Annotated in this window: 19 protein-coding genes and 2 pseudogenes; 10 read left to right on the plus strand and 11 right to left on the minus strand. The window is 73.7% G+C overall.

The genetic code is table 11. The annotated features are described in order from the left end of the window. Positions 1–61 precede the first annotated feature (61 nt). From ABD954_RS00560 to ABD954_RS00590, 6 genes and pseudogenes are all read right to left on the minus strand, one after another. Positions 62–301 carry a hypothetical protein gene (locus tag ABD954_RS00560; RefSeq protein WP_345483708.1) on the minus strand — a complete coding sequence of 80 codons (240 nt, stop codon included), beginning with the start codon at positions 299–301 and terminating at the stop codon, positions 62–64. Between the two features lie 42 nt (positions 302–343). Continuing rightward, positions 344–802, minus strand: a complete 459-nt coding sequence (locus tag ABD954_RS00565; RefSeq protein ID WP_345483709.1) for an SUKH-3 domain-containing protein — start codon at positions 800–802, stop codon at positions 344–346. Positions 803–857: 55 nt separating this feature from the next. Further along, positions 858–1,262: a hypothetical protein gene (locus ABD954_RS00570; protein WP_345492645.1), complete on the minus strand. Its 405-nt coding sequence runs from the start codon at positions 1,260–1,262 to the stop codon at positions 858–860. Between the two features lie 110 nt (positions 1,263–1,372). Next, positions 1,373–1,914, minus strand: a pseudogene (locus ABD954_RS00575) (SDR family NAD(P)-dependent oxidoreductase); the annotation flags it as partial. A gap of 105 nt (positions 1,915–2,019) precedes the next feature. Further along, complete coding sequence (locus tag ABD954_RS00585) at positions 2,020–2,745, minus strand: DUF6766 family protein (protein ID WP_345483710.1); 726 nt, start codon at positions 2,743–2,745, stop codon at positions 2,020–2,022. 86 nt (positions 2,746–2,831) lie between these two features. Then, positions 2,832–3,254: a hypothetical protein gene (locus ABD954_RS00590; protein WP_345483711.1), complete on the minus strand. Its 423-nt coding sequence runs from the start codon at positions 3,252–3,254 to the stop codon at positions 2,832–2,834. 230 nt (positions 3,255–3,484) lie between these two features. Between ABD954_RS00590 and ABD954_RS00595 the strand changes: the two genes are divergently transcribed. Beyond that, positions 3,485–3,898 carry a hypothetical protein gene (locus tag ABD954_RS00595; protein WP_345483712.1) on the plus strand — a complete coding sequence of 138 codons (414 nt, stop codon included), beginning with the start codon at positions 3,485–3,487 and terminating at the stop codon, positions 3,896–3,898. A 222-nt stretch (positions 3,899–4,120) separates the two neighbouring features. Here ABD954_RS00595 and ABD954_RS00600 read toward each other — a convergent pair whose 3' ends face one another. Next, a complete protein-coding gene (locus ABD954_RS00600) occupies positions 4,121–5,224 on the minus strand; it encodes a glutamate--cysteine ligase (RefSeq protein ID WP_345483713.1) in 1,104 nt (367 codons plus the stop codon). 332 nt (positions 5,225–5,556) lie between these two features. On the opposite strand from ABD954_RS00600, the gene ABD954_RS00605 reads away from it, so the two are divergent. The 5 genes and pseudogenes from ABD954_RS00605 (at position 5,557) to ABD954_RS00625 (ending at position 8,879) form a co-directional block, all read left to right on the plus strand. Then, complete coding sequence (locus ABD954_RS00605) at positions 5,557–6,237, plus strand: DUF4142 domain-containing protein (protein WP_345483714.1); 681 nt, start codon at positions 5,557–5,559, stop codon at positions 6,235–6,237. 6 nt (positions 6,238–6,243) lie between these two features. Continuing rightward, the gene (locus tag ABD954_RS00610; RefSeq protein WP_345483715.1) at positions 6,244–6,849 is read left to right on the plus strand and encodes a class F sortase; all 606 of its coding nucleotides are present in this window, start codon (positions 6,244–6,246) and stop codon (positions 6,847–6,849) included. 325 nt (positions 6,850–7,174) lie between these two features. Then, positions 7,175–7,572, plus strand: a pseudogene (locus ABD954_RS00615) (sigma-70 family RNA polymerase sigma factor family protein); the annotation flags it as partial. Positions 7,573–7,692: 120 nt separating this feature from the next. After that, complete coding sequence (locus ABD954_RS00620) at positions 7,693–8,100, plus strand: VOC family protein (RefSeq protein WP_345483716.1); 408 nt, start codon at positions 7,693–7,695, stop codon at positions 8,098–8,100. A gap of 296 nt (positions 8,101–8,396) precedes the next feature. After that, positions 8,397–8,879, plus strand: a complete 483-nt coding sequence (locus ABD954_RS00625) for a DedA family protein (protein ID WP_345483717.1) — start codon at positions 8,397–8,399, stop codon at positions 8,877–8,879. Positions 8,880–9,309: 430 nt separating this feature from the next. Here ABD954_RS00625 and ABD954_RS00630 read toward each other — a convergent pair whose 3' ends face one another. After that, positions 9,310–9,894 carry a TetR/AcrR family transcriptional regulator gene (locus ABD954_RS00630; protein ID WP_345483718.1) on the minus strand — a complete coding sequence of 195 codons (585 nt, stop codon included), beginning with the start codon at positions 9,892–9,894 and terminating at the stop codon, positions 9,310–9,312. 93 nt (positions 9,895–9,987) lie between these two features. Between ABD954_RS00630 and ABD954_RS00635 the strand changes: the two genes are divergently transcribed. Together ABD954_RS00635 and ABD954_RS00640 are read left to right on the plus strand one after the other, a co-directional pair. Beyond that, positions 9,988–10,377, plus strand: a complete 390-nt coding sequence (locus ABD954_RS00635; RefSeq protein ID WP_345483719.1) for a DUF6463 family protein — start codon at positions 9,988–9,990, stop codon at positions 10,375–10,377. 245 nt (positions 10,378–10,622) lie between these two features. Then, positions 10,623–11,858, plus strand: a complete 1,236-nt coding sequence (locus ABD954_RS00640; RefSeq protein ID WP_345483720.1) for a preATP grasp domain-containing protein — start codon at positions 10,623–10,625, stop codon at positions 11,856–11,858. 8 nt (positions 11,859–11,866) lie between these two features. Here ABD954_RS00640 and ABD954_RS00645 read toward each other — a convergent pair whose 3' ends face one another. Then, complete coding sequence (locus tag ABD954_RS00645) at positions 11,867–13,294, minus strand: M20/M25/M40 family metallo-hydrolase (RefSeq protein WP_345483721.1); 1,428 nt, start codon at positions 13,292–13,294, stop codon at positions 11,867–11,869. Between the two features lie 354 nt (positions 13,295–13,648). Between ABD954_RS00645 and ABD954_RS00650 the strand changes: the two genes are divergently transcribed. Further along, positions 13,649–14,092, plus strand: a complete 444-nt coding sequence (locus ABD954_RS00650) for an excalibur calcium-binding protein (protein WP_345483722.1) — start codon at positions 13,649–13,651, stop codon at positions 14,090–14,092. A 75-nt stretch (positions 14,093–14,167) separates the two neighbouring features. On the opposite strand, the gene ABD954_RS00655 is transcribed toward ABD954_RS00650, so the two are convergent. Then, on the minus strand, positions 14,168–14,638 hold the full coding sequence (locus ABD954_RS00655; RefSeq protein WP_345483723.1) for a DUF3592 domain-containing protein: 471 nt from the start codon (positions 14,636–14,638) through the stop codon (positions 14,168–14,170). A gap of 332 nt (positions 14,639–14,970) precedes the next feature. Between ABD954_RS00655 and ABD954_RS00660 the strand changes: the two genes are divergently transcribed. Beyond that, positions 14,971–16,845, plus strand: coding sequence for a vWA domain-containing protein (locus ABD954_RS00660; RefSeq protein WP_345483724.1), 1,875 nt, complete (start codon positions 14,971–14,973; stop codon positions 16,843–16,845). Positions 16,846–16,947: 102 nt separating this feature from the next. Here the strand turns inward: ABD954_RS00660 and ABD954_RS00665 are convergent, their stop codons facing one another. Further along, positions 16,948–17,784: a polysaccharide deacetylase family protein gene (locus ABD954_RS00665; RefSeq protein WP_345483725.1), complete on the minus strand. Its 837-nt coding sequence runs from the start codon at positions 17,782–17,784 to the stop codon at positions 16,948–16,950. Positions 17,785–17,923: the final 139 nt, after the last annotated feature.

The raw sequence follows: 17,923 nt of genomic DNA on the forward strand, positions 1-17,923 counted from the left end.
CCTTTCTGGCCGGCATCGGCCGCCGCGAGAGTCGACCTGGCGACGGTGCTGATCGCGGCCGTCACCGAACGGGGCCGATGACCGCCAGGCCGACCTGCTCGGCCAGCCAGGCGGCGTAGCCCCGCCAGTCCCCGGTCCCATGGACGTCGACGCATACCGTGTGGGTCCCGATCCGCCGGTCGGTTCCAGGGTCGTCGCAGTTGAAGACCAGGGTGACCCCGTCGTGTTCGACCCGCCCGTCGTACCCGCGCTCCAACACCGCCGGCCAGATCACCTGGTGCCAGCGGATCGAACCGTGCATCTGCGTTGCGAATGCCGGTGGCCGGCACCTCCACGACGGGCCCTAGAAGAACGTCATGTCCCAGTGGCCCGAGATCAGGGCCCGCACGGCGTCCTCGAACCCGTGCGCGACCCGCTGAACTCCCGCGTCACCACCGAGGACGATGTCACCGTTCTCCGCGAGGAGAACCACCTCCTCGGTCTCGAAGGCGATGCCCACCGGCAGGGCGGACATCCCGAGGCGCTTCTCGTAGTGCCGCACGTTCGGCGCGAACGCCTGCGCGGCCTCCGCGACCGAGATCGTCAGCGACGTCTCGTCCCCGGTCACGTGCGACGGCCAGAAGACCGTCGTCTCGCCGTACGTCCCGAGGAACTCCACGAGCCCGTCGGTGACGTCGAAACCCGCCTCCCGGTAGGCCAGGCGGGCCGCCTCGACGTCCACAGGACCGCACTCGACGCGCGAGGCACCGGCGAACGCCCTGCTGAGGGACTCCTCCCTCAGCCTGCTGTGCTCGTCACCCATCCGGTGAGCACCTCTCTTGTCACCTCGCCCCGACGCCCACGTGAACGCGCGGTCCTCACGGCAGTCGGGAGTACTCGTCGGCCCCGACCGGGGGGTCCGCAGTCCATCGGCCGTCCACCGCGAGGCGACCGGCCTGCCGTCGCGGGCGGAGCCGCCGTGCGATCCTCACGCCCACGCATGCCAGCACGGTGGCCGTGGTCAGCCGGCGCATCGCGGTGCGCCGGCGTCCGCCCCAGCCGCCGTGGGTGGCGCCCGCGCCCGGCGCGGGCGCGTACAGGTTGCCGTGGCCTGCGGGGGCGGGTTCCGTTCGTGACAGATGGGTCCTGTCCACCTGCCGGGACATCGTCCGCTCCACCGTCCCGGGCACGAGGCGGGACCCCAGCACCAGGAAACGGCCCATGGGCCCGGCCACGGCCTCGCGGCGGGGCACGCGGACCAGGTCCACGACCGCCCGTGCCACGCGCTCCGGGCTGTAGACGGGGGCATCGGAAGCGGCTTGCGTCCCGTGTGGTTCGCGGCGTGCTCGAACAGCGGTGTGTCGATGGTGGCCGGCAGCACCGTACACACGTGGATGCCCTTGGCCTTGTCCAGCCGCAGCTCCTGGCGCAGGCTCGCGCTCAGCGCCCGTACGGCGTGCTTGGACATGCCGTAGGCGTGCGTGTACGGCTGGCCGGCGACGCCCACGACGGACGAGACGTTGACCAGTGTGCCGCTGCCCTGCTCGCGCATGACCCGCAGGGCGGCGCGGGCTCCGTGCACACAGCCCATGACGTTGACGTCCAGGACCTTGCGGAAGTCCTCCAAGGGGGTCGCCTCGAAGGGCCCGAAGAGGGTGACGCCGCGCAGTTGACCCAGACGTCGATGCGGCCGAAGCGCTGCACGGCACGGCGGGCGAGGTCGTCGACGGCGCCCGGGTCCGTGACGTCGGTCGGTACGGCCAGTGCTCGTGCGCCACGGTGACGTCCGCACTCCCGCCCGACCGTCTCCAGTGCCTCGGCGCGCCGGGCCGCCATGACCACGGAGCACCCTCTGCGGGCGAACGCGAGGGCGGTCGCCCGGCCGATGCCGCTGGAAGCGCCGGTGATCACGACCACGGAATCCCGCACTCGCATGGAGAAGCCTTCCTTCGAACGGTTCGTCCGCCGGGCCTCGGGAGTGCCGGGACGGACTCTTCCACGGGGGTGCCCGCCTCTTCCCCGCCGCGGGCCCGAGGTGGCTCAGCCTTCGACGCCGGTGGCGGAGTGGGACGCTCCGACGGGCTTGGACTCGGGTGATCCGCGTTGCCTGAGGTAGATGGCGAGGATGGCCATCGAGGCGACCGCCAGCAGTTCGGACTGCCAGTTCTGCAGCGTGCGGCTCCAGAACTCCGCGGAGGACAGGTAGTGCGCCCACGTGGTGGGCGCTTCCAGACGGCGCAGCTGCTCCTCGTTGTGGGCCGCGACGCCGGTGACCGACTGGGCGAGCCAGGAGAGCACGAAGACGAGGCCCATGACCAGTCCCAGCGAGCGGGAGAAGACCAGTCCGCGCCAGTCCTTGTGCGCGGCCCAGCGGGGGGAGTCGTCGCGGGCGTACTCCCCGACCCTCTGGTCCTCGTCCGACTCGGTGCCGGCCTGCTCCGGTTTCTTCGACTCCGGCGAGCCCCGCTGCACGAGCCAGACGGTCGCGAAGATGTACAGGAAGAACTGCAGGTACTCCGACTGCCAGTTCTCCGTGACGTCGACCGCGAAGTCCGACGACGTCACATAGGCGCCGAAGCCGACGGGGTTCATGCCGTCGCTGACGAGCTGGTTGTTGAACTCCGCGTGCCCCGCCACGGCCTGGCCCACCAGCGCGAGCAGGAACGTGGTCAGGAAGAACAGGCCCAGGCTGTTGTGCCGCAGGAAGCGCCGGGCGCGGTGCGGGGACCGCTGGTCGTTCCCGCCGGTCTCCTGTGCGGGGCTCACCGGTGCATCACCCCCAGCGTCATGAAGTACGCCAGACCACCGAAGATGATGAGCAGGGTCACGGTGAACAGTGTCCTCATGGTCCCTCACCCGCCCTTGATCTCGCACGCGTACGGCCGCTGGGGGCGAGGCCGGCACCCGGCGGCCGTCACCTTCCAGCCGGTGGGGAAGTGCGCCAGGAAGAGGGTGTCCCCCTCCAGCACCACCCGGGCCTGATCTCCGTACACGTCCACGGTCCGTACGGCGCCGGCCGCCGAAAGCTCCCGCTCCCCGATCGCCCGGCCGATCGCCTGCCCGCAGCGGCTCTCGGCCGACTGCTCCAGTTCTTCCCTGGTGGCGGGCGCGAGGGCCGCGCACAAGCGCTCGTGCTGTCCGGCCCGCAGGGCCTGCTCGAAACGGGTGACTTCCGCCGTCACCTCGTCACGCCGCTCAGGGAGCGTGCCGCAGGCACTGACCGCGGCGAGGACCGCCAGCACGCCGATCGCCGGCCCGTACCGCGGTGCTCGCATCCTGCCTCCCGGCGGCCTGGGCGGAAACGGGTCCACCACGGTCGATCACCTGACACACGAATACCCCTTATGGGACCCGTACGCCTGTCGGCCCGCAACCGGAGCCGGCTCGCGGGCAGTGCCAAGGACCCTTTCCCGGCACCGGCTTGGGTGCCCCGGTCGCCGAAGAAGCGTTTTTGACCACCTCCGGGGCACAGACGGCGACCCGTGATCGATCTATGGTGACGTCCATGGGAGTGCAGTCGGCGATCGCAGTGCTGGTCGAAGAGGCGGAGCAGCAGGTCAGGGAGCGGATGTGGGATCCGTCGTCGGGCGACCGGGCCCTGGCGTTGGAAACGGCCGCCGGACTGCGCGAGGCGGTCGGGGCCGGGCAGGACGGGGAGGACCTTCCCGACATCGAGAGGCTGGCGCACCTGCGCGAGGCCCTGGCCGCGTTGGCGATCACCCTGGCCCGTACCCACGGCCGTCTCGCGTGGTTCCTCGCCGCGTGCATCGAGGCGCTCTCACCCATCCTTCACTGGCGGGCCCTGCCCGCGGGCCAGGCACCGGCGTTCGGCACCACGCATCCGACGCCCGAACAGCTCACCGACGCGGAGGACGCGTTGCGGCAGCTGGCCGCCACACTGACCCGGATCGCGGCGTAGGAGCCGGATCCGGCTCCGTCGGCGGCTCCCGCTCCCGAAGGCGCGGGACCGCACGCACACGGGCGCAACCGCCCGAGCGCAACCGCCCGAGCGCATCCGCCGGACCGACGCGGTGAACCGGTCCGGCGGACCGACGCGGTGAGCCGGTCCGGCGGACGCGGTCGGACGCGGTCCTGACGCGGCCGGGCGGCGTCGCCCGTCTGACGGGTCCGTCTCCGGCGGTCAGTCGGCTTCGCCGGCCGTGATGCGCACGCACTCCCGCACGACCTCGCCCAGATCGCACCCGCCGGCGTGGAGCTCGCGCTGGCGCTGGGCTCCACCGCCGCGGGCGAGCAGGGCAGCCAGCGCCCGGTGGGCCCCGTCCCGGTCGCCGGAGTCGCGCAGGGCCGCGTCGGTGTGTTCCAGCAGTACCTCCATGGCCGCTTCCGCGGGCGTCTCGCGCAGGGTGCGGGGGTCGAGGAGGGGCCCCTGGAGGCCGGAGCGGCCGGCCCGCCAGGACGCGAGGCGCAGGAGCCCGGCCGGGATCCGGGCGGGCGGTTCGCCGTCGCGCCAGGCGCGGGCGGCGGTTTCCACCAGCGCGCGGGCCAGGGTCGCCACAAGGACGGTGGTGTCCGCCTCCAGGCAGACGTCGGCGACGCGGATCTCGACGGTCGGGTAGTTCTGGGACAGCCGGGCGTCGAAGTAGATCATGCCCGTGTCGCGCAGGACACCGGTGGCCAGCATGTCGCGCACCCGCTCGTGGTAGCCCTCGGCGCTGCCGAACGGCTCGTAGGGCCCGGCGGACGGCCAGCGGTTCCAGACCCGGCTGCGGTAGCTGCTGTATCCGCTGTCCTGTCCGTCCCAGAAGGGCGAGTTCCCGCTGATGGCGTTCAGCAGATACAGCCAGGGCCGGATCCGGTCCAGGACGGCGACGCCCTCCTCGTCGGACTCCACGGAGACGTGGACGTGGCAACCGCAGGTGAGCTGCTCCTGCGTGGTGAGGGCGAACTGCTCCGCCATCCACCGGTAGCGGGGGCCGAGGTTCCGTGACGGCTCCACCGGCAGCGGCGAGGTCGCGAGCGCCGCGACCCGGGCGCCCGCCTCGGACGCGTGCCGCCCCGCCATCCCGCGCAGGCGGACGATCTCCTCGCGCAGTTCGCGCATGTCGCTCAACGGACGGGTCGCGAACTCCACCTGCTCTTGATGCAGCTCCTTCTCGAACGCGTCCTGCTCCTCCCCGTTCCCGTTGACGGCCTGGGCCGCCAGCACCGCCGACGACACCGCCAGCGGCTCGCCCGTCGTGGCGCTGACGAGCAGCAGTTCCTCTTCGACTCCTACGGTGCGCATCAAAGCTCCTGTACGACACGGGCCGTCCCCGGCCCCTGGGCCCGGACCCCGTAACCGGTAAGTCCGCAGGTCATCCGTATGCCCAGGACGGCGGGGGTGACGCCCCCGCCTCGCGAAAAGATCAGCCGCCCGCCCGGCGTGCGGGACGGACGCCTCCCGCCGGCCGCCATCACGGGGAGGCGTTCGGCCGCCGCCCGTCACTCTTTGCAGTGAGAGGTGGACTCTCCGTGATGCGACGGCGTGTCGGGCCGGGAGACATGGCGTGTGGGTGCTAGAGAGCGCCCGCTCGTCGTGCCCGGTGGATGCGTCCACGGGCGGAAGGAAGTACTCCCATGCGGATCAGCGTCATATCGGCCACCGCGCTCGTGGCCGCCACGGCGTTCTTCGGCGCGCCCCAGGCGGTCGCCGCCGAGCTCACCGATCAGGACCGGATGTTCCTCGAGGCGGCGCACCAGGGCAACCTCGCGGAGATCGCCGCCGGACAGGACGCCCAGCGGCACGCGACCACCTCGTGCGTGAAGGCGGTCGGGGGCGTGCTCGTGCGGGATCACGGAAAGCTGGACGCGGACGTGACGGCGCTGGCCAAGAAGCTCGGCGTGTCCCTCCCGGCGGGGCCGGAGCCGGAGGAGGAGCGGAAGCTGGAGGCGCTGCGGTCGAAGTCCGGGACGCCGGCGTACGACGCGGGCTGGCTGGCCGGGCAGGAGGCCGCGCACACCAAGACCCTCGCCCTGATCGACCAGGAGCTCAAGACCGGCCGCAACAGCGAGGTCTTCGCGGCGGCCAGGTCCGCCCGACCCGTCGTCGCGATGCACCTGGACATGGTGCGCGGCGGAGTCTGTCACGCCGCGAAGGCGCCCGAGAACGTCCACGCGGGCAGCGGCGGGCAGCTCGCGGCCCTCACCAACGACCGTGAAGTGCTCGGCACGGCGGCGGTCGGGAGCGGGCTCCTGCTCGTGGCCGGCGCCGGCTGGTGGACCGTACGAGCGCGCCGCCGCGCCTCCGGCCGGAGCTGACCGGACGTGTCACGGGCCCGCCGCGTCGGCGTGATGACCGTGTTCGGCGCCGGCGCGGTGCTGACGGCGGCGGGCTGGGTGCTCCTGGACGTCTCCCGGCCGCCCGGGGACGTGGGGACCCTGCCCGCCGCCTCCCCCGCCGCCGTACGGACGACGCCGTACTCCCCTCCGGTGGCCGTCGCCGTCGGCGGGCCGCACCCGCTGCGGGCCACGGTCAGCCCCGTCGCCGCCACGCGCGAGGGAGACCTCGCGCTGCCCCGGGACGGTGACGTCGTCGGCTGGTGGGCCCTGGGCGCGGCCCCCGGGTCGGGCCGGGGGACCGTCCTGCTCGCCGGACACGTCGACACCGAGGCCGGGCTGGGAGCCTTCGCCGAGCTGCACAACCTCGACGTCGGCGCCCGCGTCGACGTGACGGGGGCGGACGGCCGCAGCCACCCCTACCGGGTCACGGCCCGCCGTACGTACGGCCGCGGCGAGCTTCCCGCCGACCTCTTCTCCGCGGACGGCGCACCCCGCCTCGCCCTGCTCACCTGTTCCGGCGACTACGACCCCGCCACCGGTCGCTACGCCGACAACCTCGTCCTCTACGCGGCTCCGGTCACCGCCGCCTGACGGGCCGGGCACTCCCCCGGCGCGGGAAGACCCCGGCGCGCACAGGACCCGATGGGCTCGGGCAGCGCTTCTACCGGTGATCTCCCCGCCGCGGACCGTCGCGGACCGCCGCGGACCGCCGTGCGACCGCACCGCCGCACGTGCCGGCAGGGGGGAGCCGGGGCCAGGTCCTGCGACGCACGGCGCGCGGTGCTCGGCTCTCGGCACCCCCTCGTGCCCGCGGATCGGTCACGCCCGTCGGTCAGTCCGTCAGGCCGGCGGTCAGGCCGGCGAAGACGCCCGGGTCGTCGGAGCCTCCCCGCATGCGGGTGAGGACGCCGAACCGCGCCGACCGCGCGGGCGCGCCTCCGCGGCCGAGGCCCGCGACGCGTTCGACGCCTTCCGGCGGGCGGTCGGAACCGGTGATCTGCAACGGCTGCTCGACGTCCTCGCGCCGGGCGTCGTCCTGCTGGGCGACGGTGGCGGAGTCGTCCAGGCCGTGCGGCGCCCGTCGTCGGGGCCGCCGAGGTAGCCCCCCCGGTCGCCGGACTCGCCCGCTTCGGCGCCTCGGCTTCGTTGCGGTCGGCGCAGGTCAACGGTCACCCGGCGCTGATTCTCCGGCTCGACGGCGCGATCGACACGGTCCTGGCGGTGCGGATCGACGACGGCCTCATCACCGGGCTCCACGCCGTACGCAGTCCCGAGAAGCTGTCACGGGTCGAGCGGGAGACCGTGGTGAGCCGCCGATACGGACGGGCTGACGCCGGGATGGCAGGGGATCGCCCCACAGGGCGGCGTGACCGATGAGTTCACCGTCCTCGCGGGGTCTACCCCGCCGACATGCCCGTTGGCGACAGGAGTGCCATGTCCACCATCCAGCCGGTCATCATCACCGCCGACCACGACGCCCTGCGTTCCTTCTACACGGCCTTGTTCGGCGCCGAGGAGGTCTTCCGGGTGCCGGAGGAAGGCCCGGTCTTCTACCTCGGCCTGCGCATCGGTGACACCGACCTCGGCCTGGTGGCCAAGGCGGACCCGGCACCGGGCGCGGCCCCGGGGTCCGGGGCGCACCCGGGCGCCGAGGGGGCGCCTCCCCGGATCCTGCTGAGCATCGGTGTGGAGGACGTCGAGGCGACGCTCGCCCGGGTGGCGCCGCTGGGCGGCTCCGTCAGCAGCGGCCCGAACGACATGCCGTGGGGACAGCGTGTCGCCCACATCAAGGACCCCGACGGCAACCCGGTGAACCTGACGCAGCCGGTCCCGGCAGGCTGACACCGCCGGGCCGGGAGGCCTCTGTCGGCGGCGGGCTGGAGGCGACGCTCTCCGGAGCCCGGTGCCCCGTATCCGCCGTATCCGGGTTCGGTTAGGCTGGCCTTGCCTGGCATGCGGGCGTGCAGGTTCGGATTCCTGTGCCGCAGGCCGGGACCCGAAGGACGGAACGGGCAGAGGCAGGGCGCGGGTGAACGAGGGTGACCAGGGCCTGTGCGCGTCGTGCGCCCGGTGGGGCGGGAATCCCGTGCGGGTGACGGGGGACGCGCGGACCGGCTCGGAGCCCGGGGCGAGGCGTCGTGGATAAGATCGCGCTCACGGCCGGGGCCCTGTACGTCATCGTGCTGCTCCGCGCCGGAGGGACGTTCGCCGTCGGATGGCTCGCGGGCGCCGGTGCCCGGCGCAGCCGGTTCGCCGGACGGATCTCCTCGGCGAAGTTCCTGCGTGCCGAGCGGGCGATCCAGCGGTGGGGCGCGCCGGTGGTGGCCGTCTCCTTCCTGACCATCGGTTTCCAGACCGCCGCCAACTTCCTGGCGGGCAGCATGCGCATGCCGTTGCGGCGCTACCTTCCCGCCCTGTTCGTGGGCGGAGCGGCCTGGGCGCTGATCTACGCGACCGCGGGGATCGGCGTGCTGGAAGTGCTGGCGAGGCTCTTCGCCGAGCGGACGGCCCTCGGGGTCTCCGCCGTGGCCGTCCTCCTCCTCGCGGCCTGCGCGCTGGTGGTGTACCGCAGACGAAGGGCGGCCCCGACCTCCGACGAGACCGCGTCCGGAAAGTCGTGAGCGCGGCCGCGCGCCAGGGCGGGGCGGGGCGGCCGTACGGTCATGGCTTCGCTCGGAGACGTGAGCGCTGAACGCGGTGCGGGGAACCCCGGCAGGGGTGACGCCGCGGCGCACTGTTGACCGGCCCGCACCCGCCCCGGGTGCGGGCCGGTCACACCCCGCCGGCGCTGTGGAGGGGGAAGCCACAGGCGGCGGCTGAGCGGTCCCAGACGCTCGACGTCCGTCTGCCCCCGGACGCGGGAGCCATGCGCGCTTTTTTCGGCGGCGCGGAGGGTGTGCGCGTTTCGGCGCGGAGGGTGTGCGACGCCGGGGGCGCCGAGCGGCAGCCCGCCCGCCGTCCTCGGACGCCGCCCTTCCCTTTCCCGCGTCGCTCTGCCGGGCCCGCGCTCCCCCGCGTCCGGTGCGGCGCGCCGGAGCCGGACCCGTCGCCTCAGTCCCGTACGCCCGGCCTCTCCAGTTCCGCGAGGAGGTGTTCGAGCGCGGCGGCGGCCGCATCACCCGTGCCGGCGACCTCGGGAAGGACGTCGACGGCGGCGCGGCGCAGTTCCACCCAGCCGAGGTACGCCGCGTACGCGACGACCGCCTGCCGGCGGGCCGGCAAGGGCTCCAGTCCCAGGTCGGCGTAGAGCTCGGTGAGGTAGGCGATCCGGCGGTCGGTGACCCGGCGCAGGACGGGTGCGACGGCCGGGTGGCCGGCGTGGGCGACGATCGCGGGCTCCAGACCGGCGATCTCCTGTGGCCCCAGGGCGGTGGAGAACAGGGTCCGCAGGCGTCGGCGCGGGTCGGTGACGCCGTTCAGCTCGGCGATGAGGCTCGCGGTGTTCTGGCGTTCCCACAGTTCGAGCGCGGCCGTCAGCAGCGCGTCGCGGTCCTTGAAATGCCAGTAGAAGCTGCCCCGGGTCGCTTCGAGCTCGCTCGCGAGGGCGTTGACCGAGACCGCGGCCACGCCGCCGCGTGCCATTGCCCGCAGCGCCGCCGTCGACCAGTCCTCGGGCGCCAGTTGCTTTCGTGCCATCGCCATACAGTACTGTACGGTCCGTCCATACAGGGGTGTACGGAACGAGGTCCGGGAGGTCTCGTACGGCACCCGCCCAGGAAGGAGAACCCGGTGGCCAAGTGGATTCCCCGGCTCGTCATGGCCCTGGCCGCGGCACACTTCGCGGTGTTCGTGCTGGCCTCCACCACCTTCGACGACATGGCCCGGGAAGGGCTGTGGAACACCGCTCCCGGCGAGCCGCGGCGCGCCTACGAGCTGTGGTTCCTCCTCGCCGGGTTCGGCCTGCTGGCCCTCGGCACCCTCAGCCGGCGCCTCGTCCGCGACACCGGCCGCCTCCCCGCACAGCTGGGCTGGTACCTGCTCGCGATCGGCGTACCGCTCCTGGTCCTCTACCCGGTCTCCGGCGCGCCCGGTCTCGTCCTGGTCGGAGTGCTCGCCCTGTTGACGTCCCGTCAGCAGGCGAAGGCGGCCGGGCCGGCACGGGACCCGCGCGGGAGGTAGGCAGGCGGCCGGCCTCGCGCCGCGCCGGGGCCGTCACACGGAGGGCGGCCGCGGACCGGGCGCCAGACGCCGTCCGCCGCAGAATGGGGGAAGAGGAACGGGGCAGGAACGAGGGGCGGGTACGCGGACAGGGACCGTGACGGGGACAGGCAAGAAGACCGGGGGAACGGGAGGTGACGGTGGACGGCGAAGCGCTCGAGTCCCGCCCTGCGCGGACCGGGTCCCGGGTTCTCTACGCGAATCTGGTGTCCGATCTCGCGGTGGACCTGGACGAGCACGACGTGCTGGGCGCCTGGGCGGAACAGGCGCCGCGGGAGGCGTGGCTGCTGCGGGCCGGTGACGTGCTGGTGACGCCGGTGCCGGTCGACAAGGCGTTCCTCATGTACTCCTGTGCGCTGATCGGCGTCTGCCCCGACTCGGTCGGCGTGCTCACCCTGCCGGAGGCGTTCGCCGCGGCCGACCGGCCGGCTCCGCACCGTACGGCCGTGGAGGCCGTGCGCGCGGCGCTCGGCGGCCGCTCCGTGAGCGCGGTCCTCCCGACGGCCCTCGACGGCGCGGCGGTCGGCCTCGCCCGGGGACTCGGCGTCCCGGTCGCGCCGTACGCCTCGGCGGACCGGGCCGAAGCCGCGCTCGAGCCCACCAGGCGCCTCAACACCAAGGCCGGATTTCGGCACGCCGCCCTCGGGCTCGGCATGCGGCTGCCCGACGGCCGGGTCTGCCGCCGCACCGAGGTGGCCGGCGCCGTGGCCGAACTGCTCGCGTCGCACGGGCGGGTCGTGGTCAAGCCCGACCGGTCCGCGGGCGGGCACGGTCTGAGCTTCCTCACGGCGGCGGCACAGCCGTGGACCGGAGCCGATCTCGCCACGGTCGGCGGGCCCGAGGGGCTGTGGATCGTCGAGGAACGGATCGACGTCGCCCGCTCGGTGAGCGTCCAGATGGAGACCGGCCCCGGGGGATCGAGGGCGCTGTTCAGCGGTGAGATGCGCACCGTGGCGGGCTGCTTCACGGGCTATCTGTCACCGCTGCCGGACGGCGCGGCCGGGACCGGGCCGGTGCTGGAGGCGTGGGGGCGTGCGCTGGGCGGCTTCCTCGCGGACCACGGGTACGCCGGGCCGTTCAGCATCGACGCGATGGTGTCGGCCGACGGCGAGGTGTTCGCCGGGGAGAGCAACGTACGGCGTACGGCCACGACCACGCCCCAAGCCATGGTGGCCCGCCTCGCCGCCCGGTCCGGTGCGGGCGAGCCGGCCTGGGCGACGGGCCGGCTGCGGGCGCCGGAGGTGCTCTGCTTCGACGCGGCCGTGGAGCGGCTGAGCACCACCGGGATCGGCTACGACGTCTCGCGCGCAGAAGGCGTCGTCCTGTACGCCGGGCCGCCGCCGGACGGGCTGACGTGGCGGTACGCGGTGATCGCCCCCGACCATGCCGCGGTGGCCCGCTACGAGGAGCTGCTGCGGTCCTCGTGGGCCACCGCCCGCTGAGCCGGGCGTCACCGGGGGCGGGCCGGCCCTTTCGCCCTGCCGGCCGGCGGGTCCGCCAGGCGGGCGGGCAGTTCCTCCAGGAACGCGGCGAGCGTACGCACGCCGAGGCGGAGGGCCTCGATCTCGACCCGCTCGTCCGGGCCGTGCCAGCCGTCGCCGGGAAGGCCGGTGCCGAAGAACAGCACCGGTGCGTCGCACGCACGGGCGAGCTGCGCGGCGGGCGCGGCGCCGCCGTTGCCGATCAGGCGGGCGGGTGAGCCGTAGGCGCGGCCGACGGCCCGGACGAGAGCGGCGAGCGCGGGATGGTCCTCCGGCGTGCGGTAGGGGTCCGAGATGGTGGAGGAGATCTCCAGGTCGTGGTCGAAGCCCGGCCCGCGGTGTGCGGCCAGCCAGGCGCGCAGCTGGTCGGCGACCTCGTCGGCCCGCTGGTCGGGGACGAGCCTGAGCAGCAGGTCCGCGCTCGCCTCGGCGGGGATGAGACCGAGGGACGGCGTGTCGGTGCGGCCGGCCGTGAGACGGGCGACCTCCACGGCGGGGCGGGTCCACAACCGCTCCGGCGCGGTGAAGCCGTCCTCCCCCTCGGCCCGGAAGGTGCCGGTGTCGGCGAGCCACCTCGGCAGCTCGAACGGCAGGGAGTCCAGCGACCGGCGCAGTTCCGGGCCGGGGCCGGCCACCGCGTCGTAGAAGCCCGGGAGCGTGATCCGGCCGGAGTCGTCGGTGAGCAGACCGAGCAGCCGGCACAGTTCGAGCGCCGCGTTGGCGGCGGCGCCCGACACCGCTCCGCTGTGCAGGTTCCGCTCGGCGCCGCGGACGGTGAGGGTCGCGGTGACCGAGCCGCGGACCGTGGCGCAGACGGTCGGTTCCCGTAGGGACCACAGCATGGTGTCGGACACCATGACGACGTCGGCGGACAGTGCGTCGGCGTGCTCGGAGAGCAGGTCGGCCATGTGGACGGAGCCGATCTCCTCCTCTCCCTCGATCAGGTACTTCACGGTCACCGCCGGGGCGGCCCGGTCGGCGAGGTGGGCGCGCACGGCCCACAGGTGGGCCATGATCTGCGCCTTGGCGTCCGACACCCCCCGCCCGTACAGACGTCCGTCACGCCGGAGCGGGGAGAACGGCGCCGTCACCCGCCACTCGGCGGGATCGGCGGCATGGACGTCGTGGTGGCTGTAGACCAGCAGGACGGGGGCGTCGGGATCGGCGGCCGGCAGACAGCCGTACACCGCCGGCAGACCGTCCGTCTCCCACACCTCGGCGCGGGGGAAGCCGATGTCGCGCAGGGTGTCCGCCAGCCAGTGGGCGGACCGCCGTACGTCACCCGCGCGCTCCGCGTCGGACGACACGGACGGAATGCCCACCCACTCCGCCAGGGCGTCCAGATCCAGGGGGTCGGTCAGGGCGTCTCGCGTCGTGGCGGACCCGATGGCGTTCATGGTCGGCGGATGCCCGGCATCGCGGGTTCCAATCGCGGCCGTTCGTGGGCGGGCGCGGCGGACGGACCGGGTCAGCGGGCGACCGTACGGTCCGGTCGGACGACAGGCGGTCGAGCACGGCGTCGCGGCGAAGTCCGGTCGTAGGTGCGGGCCGGGCCGTCGGTCTGTCTGCCCGTCCGACGGTCCGACGGTAGGTAGGTCGGTCGGTCGGTCGGGACGTACGCGAGGCGAGGGGGCGCAACACCCGTTCGGAGCAGTGCCGCAGGCCCCGGGGCGAGGGCCCTCTTAGCGTGACGGGTGACTTCGGAGAGCACTGGAGGTGTTCTGATGAGTGGTCGCTCTGTCGTCGCCGGCATGGTTCTGGCCGTGGCTTCCCTGGCCCCCCTGTCCGGTGTCGCTCACGCTCAGGATCTCGACTGCCGGAACTTTCGCTATCAGGAAGACGCCCAGGCGGAGTTCGACCGGGACCCGAGCGACCCGCACGGCCTTGACGAGGATCAGGGGCCCGATGACGGCATCGCCTGCGAAGCACTGCCCAGGCGCACGACCGGGGAGCCCGCGCGGCCCGTCAGCCCGAGCGGCGAAGCCGTCCAGCCGGTGAACCCGAGTACCACCCCGACTCCCCTTCGACCGGCCACCCCTGTCATGCCGACGCGCGGCACCGAGGCGGGAATCGGCGGTGCGTCGGGCCCCACGGATCTCACGTGGGTCATGGGCCTGTCCCTGGCAGCCGGCGCCACGGTGACCGGCGGGACCCTCGCCGTGCGGCAACTGAGGCGCCGTTCACGGCAGGCGTGAGGGGCCGGCCAACCGGCCGAAGCCCTTCCGTCCCCCGCACGGCGCGCGTCTCAAGTACGGCTGCAGGCGGGTGCTTCAGGAACGTTCGCGGCCGTACAGCGCGATGCCCGTGCCGACGCCCGCGATCAGGAGACCGAGTCCGCCGAAGACCAGCGGCAGCAGCCACATCGTGGTGAAGGCCTCGATCCGGGCGTCCTCGGGGGAGTCGGCGCGGTAGCGGACGTCGACCCGTTCGCCCACCTCGTACGCCGGCGGGTTGGAACCCGTGAACTCGCGGAACCTCGTCGGTGTGCCGCCGGCCGGGGTGAACTCGACCACCGGGTGCGCCACCGGCTCGTTCCCGGAGCGGCTCTTGCGGGAGCCGCCGGCGTGGCCGCCCTGCCAGTCGAGGGCCACCACCGTGCCCGACGCACGCTCCCCGTCGGCCACGTAGGAGACCGACACTCCCGCGAGAACCAACCCGATGACGGAGAACAGCGCTCCGAACGCGATCAGCCCGAAGGCCACCCACCGACGGGCCCGTCGCCCCCGCACCTCGACCTGCACGACGTCCCTCCCTATCGTCCGGAGAGGGACGTTATCCCAGGCGGGCGCGGGACTCGGGGCCAGGGGGCATCATGCGCGGGGGCCGGGGGCGGCCCCATTATCTGCACTGGGAGCCCCTGGAAAGACCGATCGATCGGCGCGAGACTCGCCTCCGGAGCCACTCGCCGGTCACGGGTGCCGTGCCGGATGCCGGTGGACCGGCACACCGCCGAGGCCACCCCGGAAGCACTGCCGTGAGGGGTGCGAACCGCGCGGGCAGGAGCGGCACGGGGCGGAGTTCGTCCGCGGGTGGCTTCCGCACCTGGACGGACACACCTCTGGAGATCGCCTTCATGCATTCGAGACCACGCCGGCGCGTGCTCGCCGCTGTCGCCCTGCTGACGCTCGGCACGCTCCTGTCGCCGGCGGCGACCGCGCGTGCCGCCGATGCCGCGACCGAGGCGCCGGAGCCCGCACGGATCGACCTCGTTCTCGACCTGTCGGGGTCGATGAACGAGAAGGACGCCGGTGGTCGGACCCGCCTGGCCGCCGCCAAACAGGCCGTCACCCGCATCATCGACACCGCCCCCGAGCAGGCCCCGCTGGGGCTGCGCGTCTACGGAGCCACGTACCCGGGAGAGGACAAGAAGCGGGGCTGCGCCGACACGCAGCAGGTCCTGCCGGTCACTCCGATGGACCGCGCGGCGCGTGCCGACGCCAAGCAGCGGGTCGCGGGCTTCAAGGCCGTCGGGTTCACCCCGATCGGCGTCTCGCTCCGCGAGGCCGCCAAGGACCTCGGCACGAGCGGAAAGCGCCGCATCGTCCTGGTGTCGGACGGTGACGACACCTGCGCGCCGCCGCCTCCGTGCGAGGTGGCCCGCGAACTCAAGGCCCAGGGCATCGACCTCGCCGTGGACGTGATCGGGTTCCGGGCGCCCTCCTCGGCCCGTGCGCAGCTGAAGTGCATCGCCGACGTGACCGACGGGTCGTACGCGGACGCCGAGGACGGCGACTCCCTGACGGACCGTCTGGGCACCCTGTTCCGCACGGCGTGGCGGACCTACCACGCCACCGGTACACCGGTCTCGGGATCCCTGAACGGCTGCCAGGACGCCCCGCTGGTCACCCCCGGCCAGTACCTGGACCGGTTCACCGGCGGACGCGACCTCTACTACAGGGTCAAGAAGCGGCCGGACCAGCGGCTCCAGGTGAGCGCCACCGCCGTCGCCGAGGAGGGGTACTCGCGCGGTTCCCTCATCACGGTGGCCGCCGGCCCGGCGGGCAGCGGCAAACCACACGCCTGGCTGCGGGAGTTCTCCCAGTCGATGGGGTGGGCGAACGTCCTCTCCACCGGCGGTCGCAGCAAGCCCGGAGCGGGCGACGAATCTCCCGCCCCGGGCGACACCGGCTGCATCGTGGTCGAGAACCAGGTGACCCGGCCCGGCGACGAGCCGATGCCCGTCGAGCTCCTCGTCGGCATCGCCGACCGGTCGACGCAGGCGTCCGGGCCGCGCGTCCCCGAGCCGCGCAGCGGTGCCGCCGCCGAGGGCGGCTTCTCCTTCAACAGCGCCACCCCGATCGGGCCGGGCACCCACCGGCAGTCCATCGCGGTCGGTGAGGCGCCGTTCTGGCGGGTGGAGGTGAAGGCGGGCCAGAGGCTGACGGTCAAGGCCGGTGTGGACGTCCCCGGCGACTTCCCCCAGTCCGCCACCACCGGGTGGGGCGTCACCGTCTACAACGCCCAGCGCGAGTCGACGCTGTGCAACGAGGACCACCGCGCGACCGAGCTGTTCGCGGGGAGGACCGGGCACTTCGAGCGGGTCTGCGGCCCCTGGGAGATCACCGGGCAGGACGACGCGAGGAGCCCCGACTCGAAGGGGTACGACGTCCCCGGCACGTACTACATCCAGGCGCAGGTCGCCGAGCCGGCGGCCGAGGCGAAGGGCATCGTCGTACCGATCTCGCTGACCGTGGACGTCTCCGGCACTCCGGGATCCGATGCCAGCCCGGTGTTCTTCTTCGGTGACGACGCCGCCACCGGCCAGGGGCCCTCGCCGTCCGCTTCGAGCGGGAACGGCGAACGCGGCGGGACCGGCGGCGCCGCGGCCGCCGCGAAGGACGACGACTCGCTCGTGGACAGGCTCGCGCTGCCGCTCGGTGCCGGCGCCGGTGTCCTCCTGATCGGCGGCATCACCTTCTATGCCCTCAGGCGCCGCAGGGCTGCCTGACACCGGTGCGCGGGAAGGTGCGGCGACCAGGACATCCGGGCACGGGGCAGGGTTCGTCCTGCCGTTGAGCTGGGGCATCGTGTCAGGCCCCGGGCCCGGCGTTCAGGCTGTGAGGAGGGTCCGCAGGTCGATGACGCGGTAGCCACGGGCGGTGAGGGCGTCGAGGATGCGGGGCAGGGCCTGGGCGTCGATCACCTCCGTGCGGCCCTGTGACGCCCCGACGTGCATCTGCAGGACCGCTCCCGGTCGCAGTGCGTCCACGGCCCGCCCGACGGCACGGTCCACCGTCATGCCGCCTTCGGTTCCCTTCCATCCGTTGGTGTCGGTGGTGAACTCGACGGCCGCGAACCCGAGGGCGTTGACCTCTTTGATGTGGGCGGGACTGGTCTCGCTGTAGGGGAAGCGGAAGAACGGCGTCAGCGCGCGGCCCGCCCCGGCCGCGCGGAGGGCCCGGTCCGTCGCCACGACCTCGTGTCGTCGTCCGGTCTCGGTGAGGTCCTTGAAGCGGGGGTGGCTGAAGGAGTGGTTGCCCAGGCCGTGGCCGGCCACGGCGATCCTCCGCACCACGGCGGGGTGGCGCCCTGCGAAGTCGCCGGTCAGGAAGAACGTCGCGGGTGTGCGGCGGCGGGCGAGCTCGCCGAGGACGCTGTTCACACCGGCGTCGTTCCAGGCCGCGTTGAACGTCACGGCGATCACCCGTTCGCGGGTGCGCATCACCCGGTTCTCCGAGCCGAACAGCGCCCGCAGGCCCGGCGGTTGTCCCTTGTGGTCGGACGCCGGCACCGACACCGGCCGCGGGGGCGGCGTGACGGTCTCCGCCGGCCGGGCCACCGGCCCCTGCGCGAAGGTCCACAGCAGGGCGGCGGTGAGCCCGGCGCCGGTCGGCGGCAGGCGCCGGAGGAGGGGACGACGGCCCCTGAGCGCGGAAAGTGAGAGCACACCCAGCCATCGGCCGGCCGGGCCGGGGCCTTGAGCGCACCCGCGGCACTCGTGCCGGGAGCCGGTACCGGTATGAGCCTGACCGCGGCCGGAGAGTGAGCCGCCGGGTGTCGCGCACTCCGCCCGTCCGGGAGCCGGG

Origin of the sequence: Streptomyces roseoviridis (assembly GCF_039535235.1) — a bacterium.
Classification (GTDB): domain Bacteria; phylum Actinomycetota; class Actinomycetes; order Streptomycetales; family Streptomycetaceae; genus Streptomyces; species Streptomyces roseoviridis.

What these genes read in the sequence shown, in the direction of transcription:
- ABD954_RS00560 (WP_345483708.1), bottom strand. Translation starts at nt 301, where the DNA reads ATGCACGGTTCGATCCGCTGGCACCAGGTGATCTGGCCGGCGGTGTTG.
- ABD954_RS00650 (WP_345483722.1), top strand. Translation starts at nt 13,649, where the DNA reads ATGGTTCTGGCCGTGGCTTCCCTGGCCCCCCTGTCCGGTGTCGCTCAC.
- ABD954_RS00630 (WP_345483718.1), bottom strand. Translation starts at nt 9,894, where the DNA reads ATGGCACGAAAGCAACTGGCGCCCGAGGACTGGTCGACGGCGGCGCTG.
- ABD954_RS00660 (WP_345483724.1), top strand. Translation starts at nt 14,971, where the DNA reads ATGCATTCGAGACCACGCCGGCGCGTGCTCGCCGCTGTCGCCCTGCTG.
- ABD954_RS00600 (WP_345483713.1), bottom strand. Translation starts at nt 5,224, where the DNA reads ATGCGCACCGTAGGAGTCGAAGAGGAACTGCTGCTCGTCAGCGCCACG.
- ABD954_RS00595 (WP_345483712.1), top strand. Translation starts at nt 3,485, where the DNA reads ATGGGAGTGCAGTCGGCGATCGCAGTGCTGGTCGAAGAGGCGGAGCAG.
- ABD954_RS00620 (WP_345483716.1), top strand. Translation starts at nt 7,693, where the DNA reads ATGTCCACCATCCAGCCGGTCATCATCACCGCCGACCACGACGCCCTG.
- ABD954_RS00565 (WP_345483709.1), bottom strand. Translation starts at nt 802, where the DNA reads ATGGGTGACGAGCACAGCAGGCTGAGGGAGGAGTCCCTCAGCAGGGCG.
- ABD954_RS00645 (WP_345483721.1), bottom strand. Translation starts at nt 13,294, where the DNA reads ATGAACGCCATCGGGTCCGCCACGACGCGAGACGCCCTGACCGACCCC.
- ABD954_RS00605 (WP_345483714.1), top strand. Translation starts at nt 5,557, where the DNA reads ATGCGGATCAGCGTCATATCGGCCACCGCGCTCGTGGCCGCCACGGCG.
- ABD954_RS00590 (WP_345483711.1), bottom strand. Translation starts at nt 3,254, where the DNA reads ATGCGAGCACCGCGGTACGGGCCGGCGATCGGCGTGCTGGCGGTCCTC.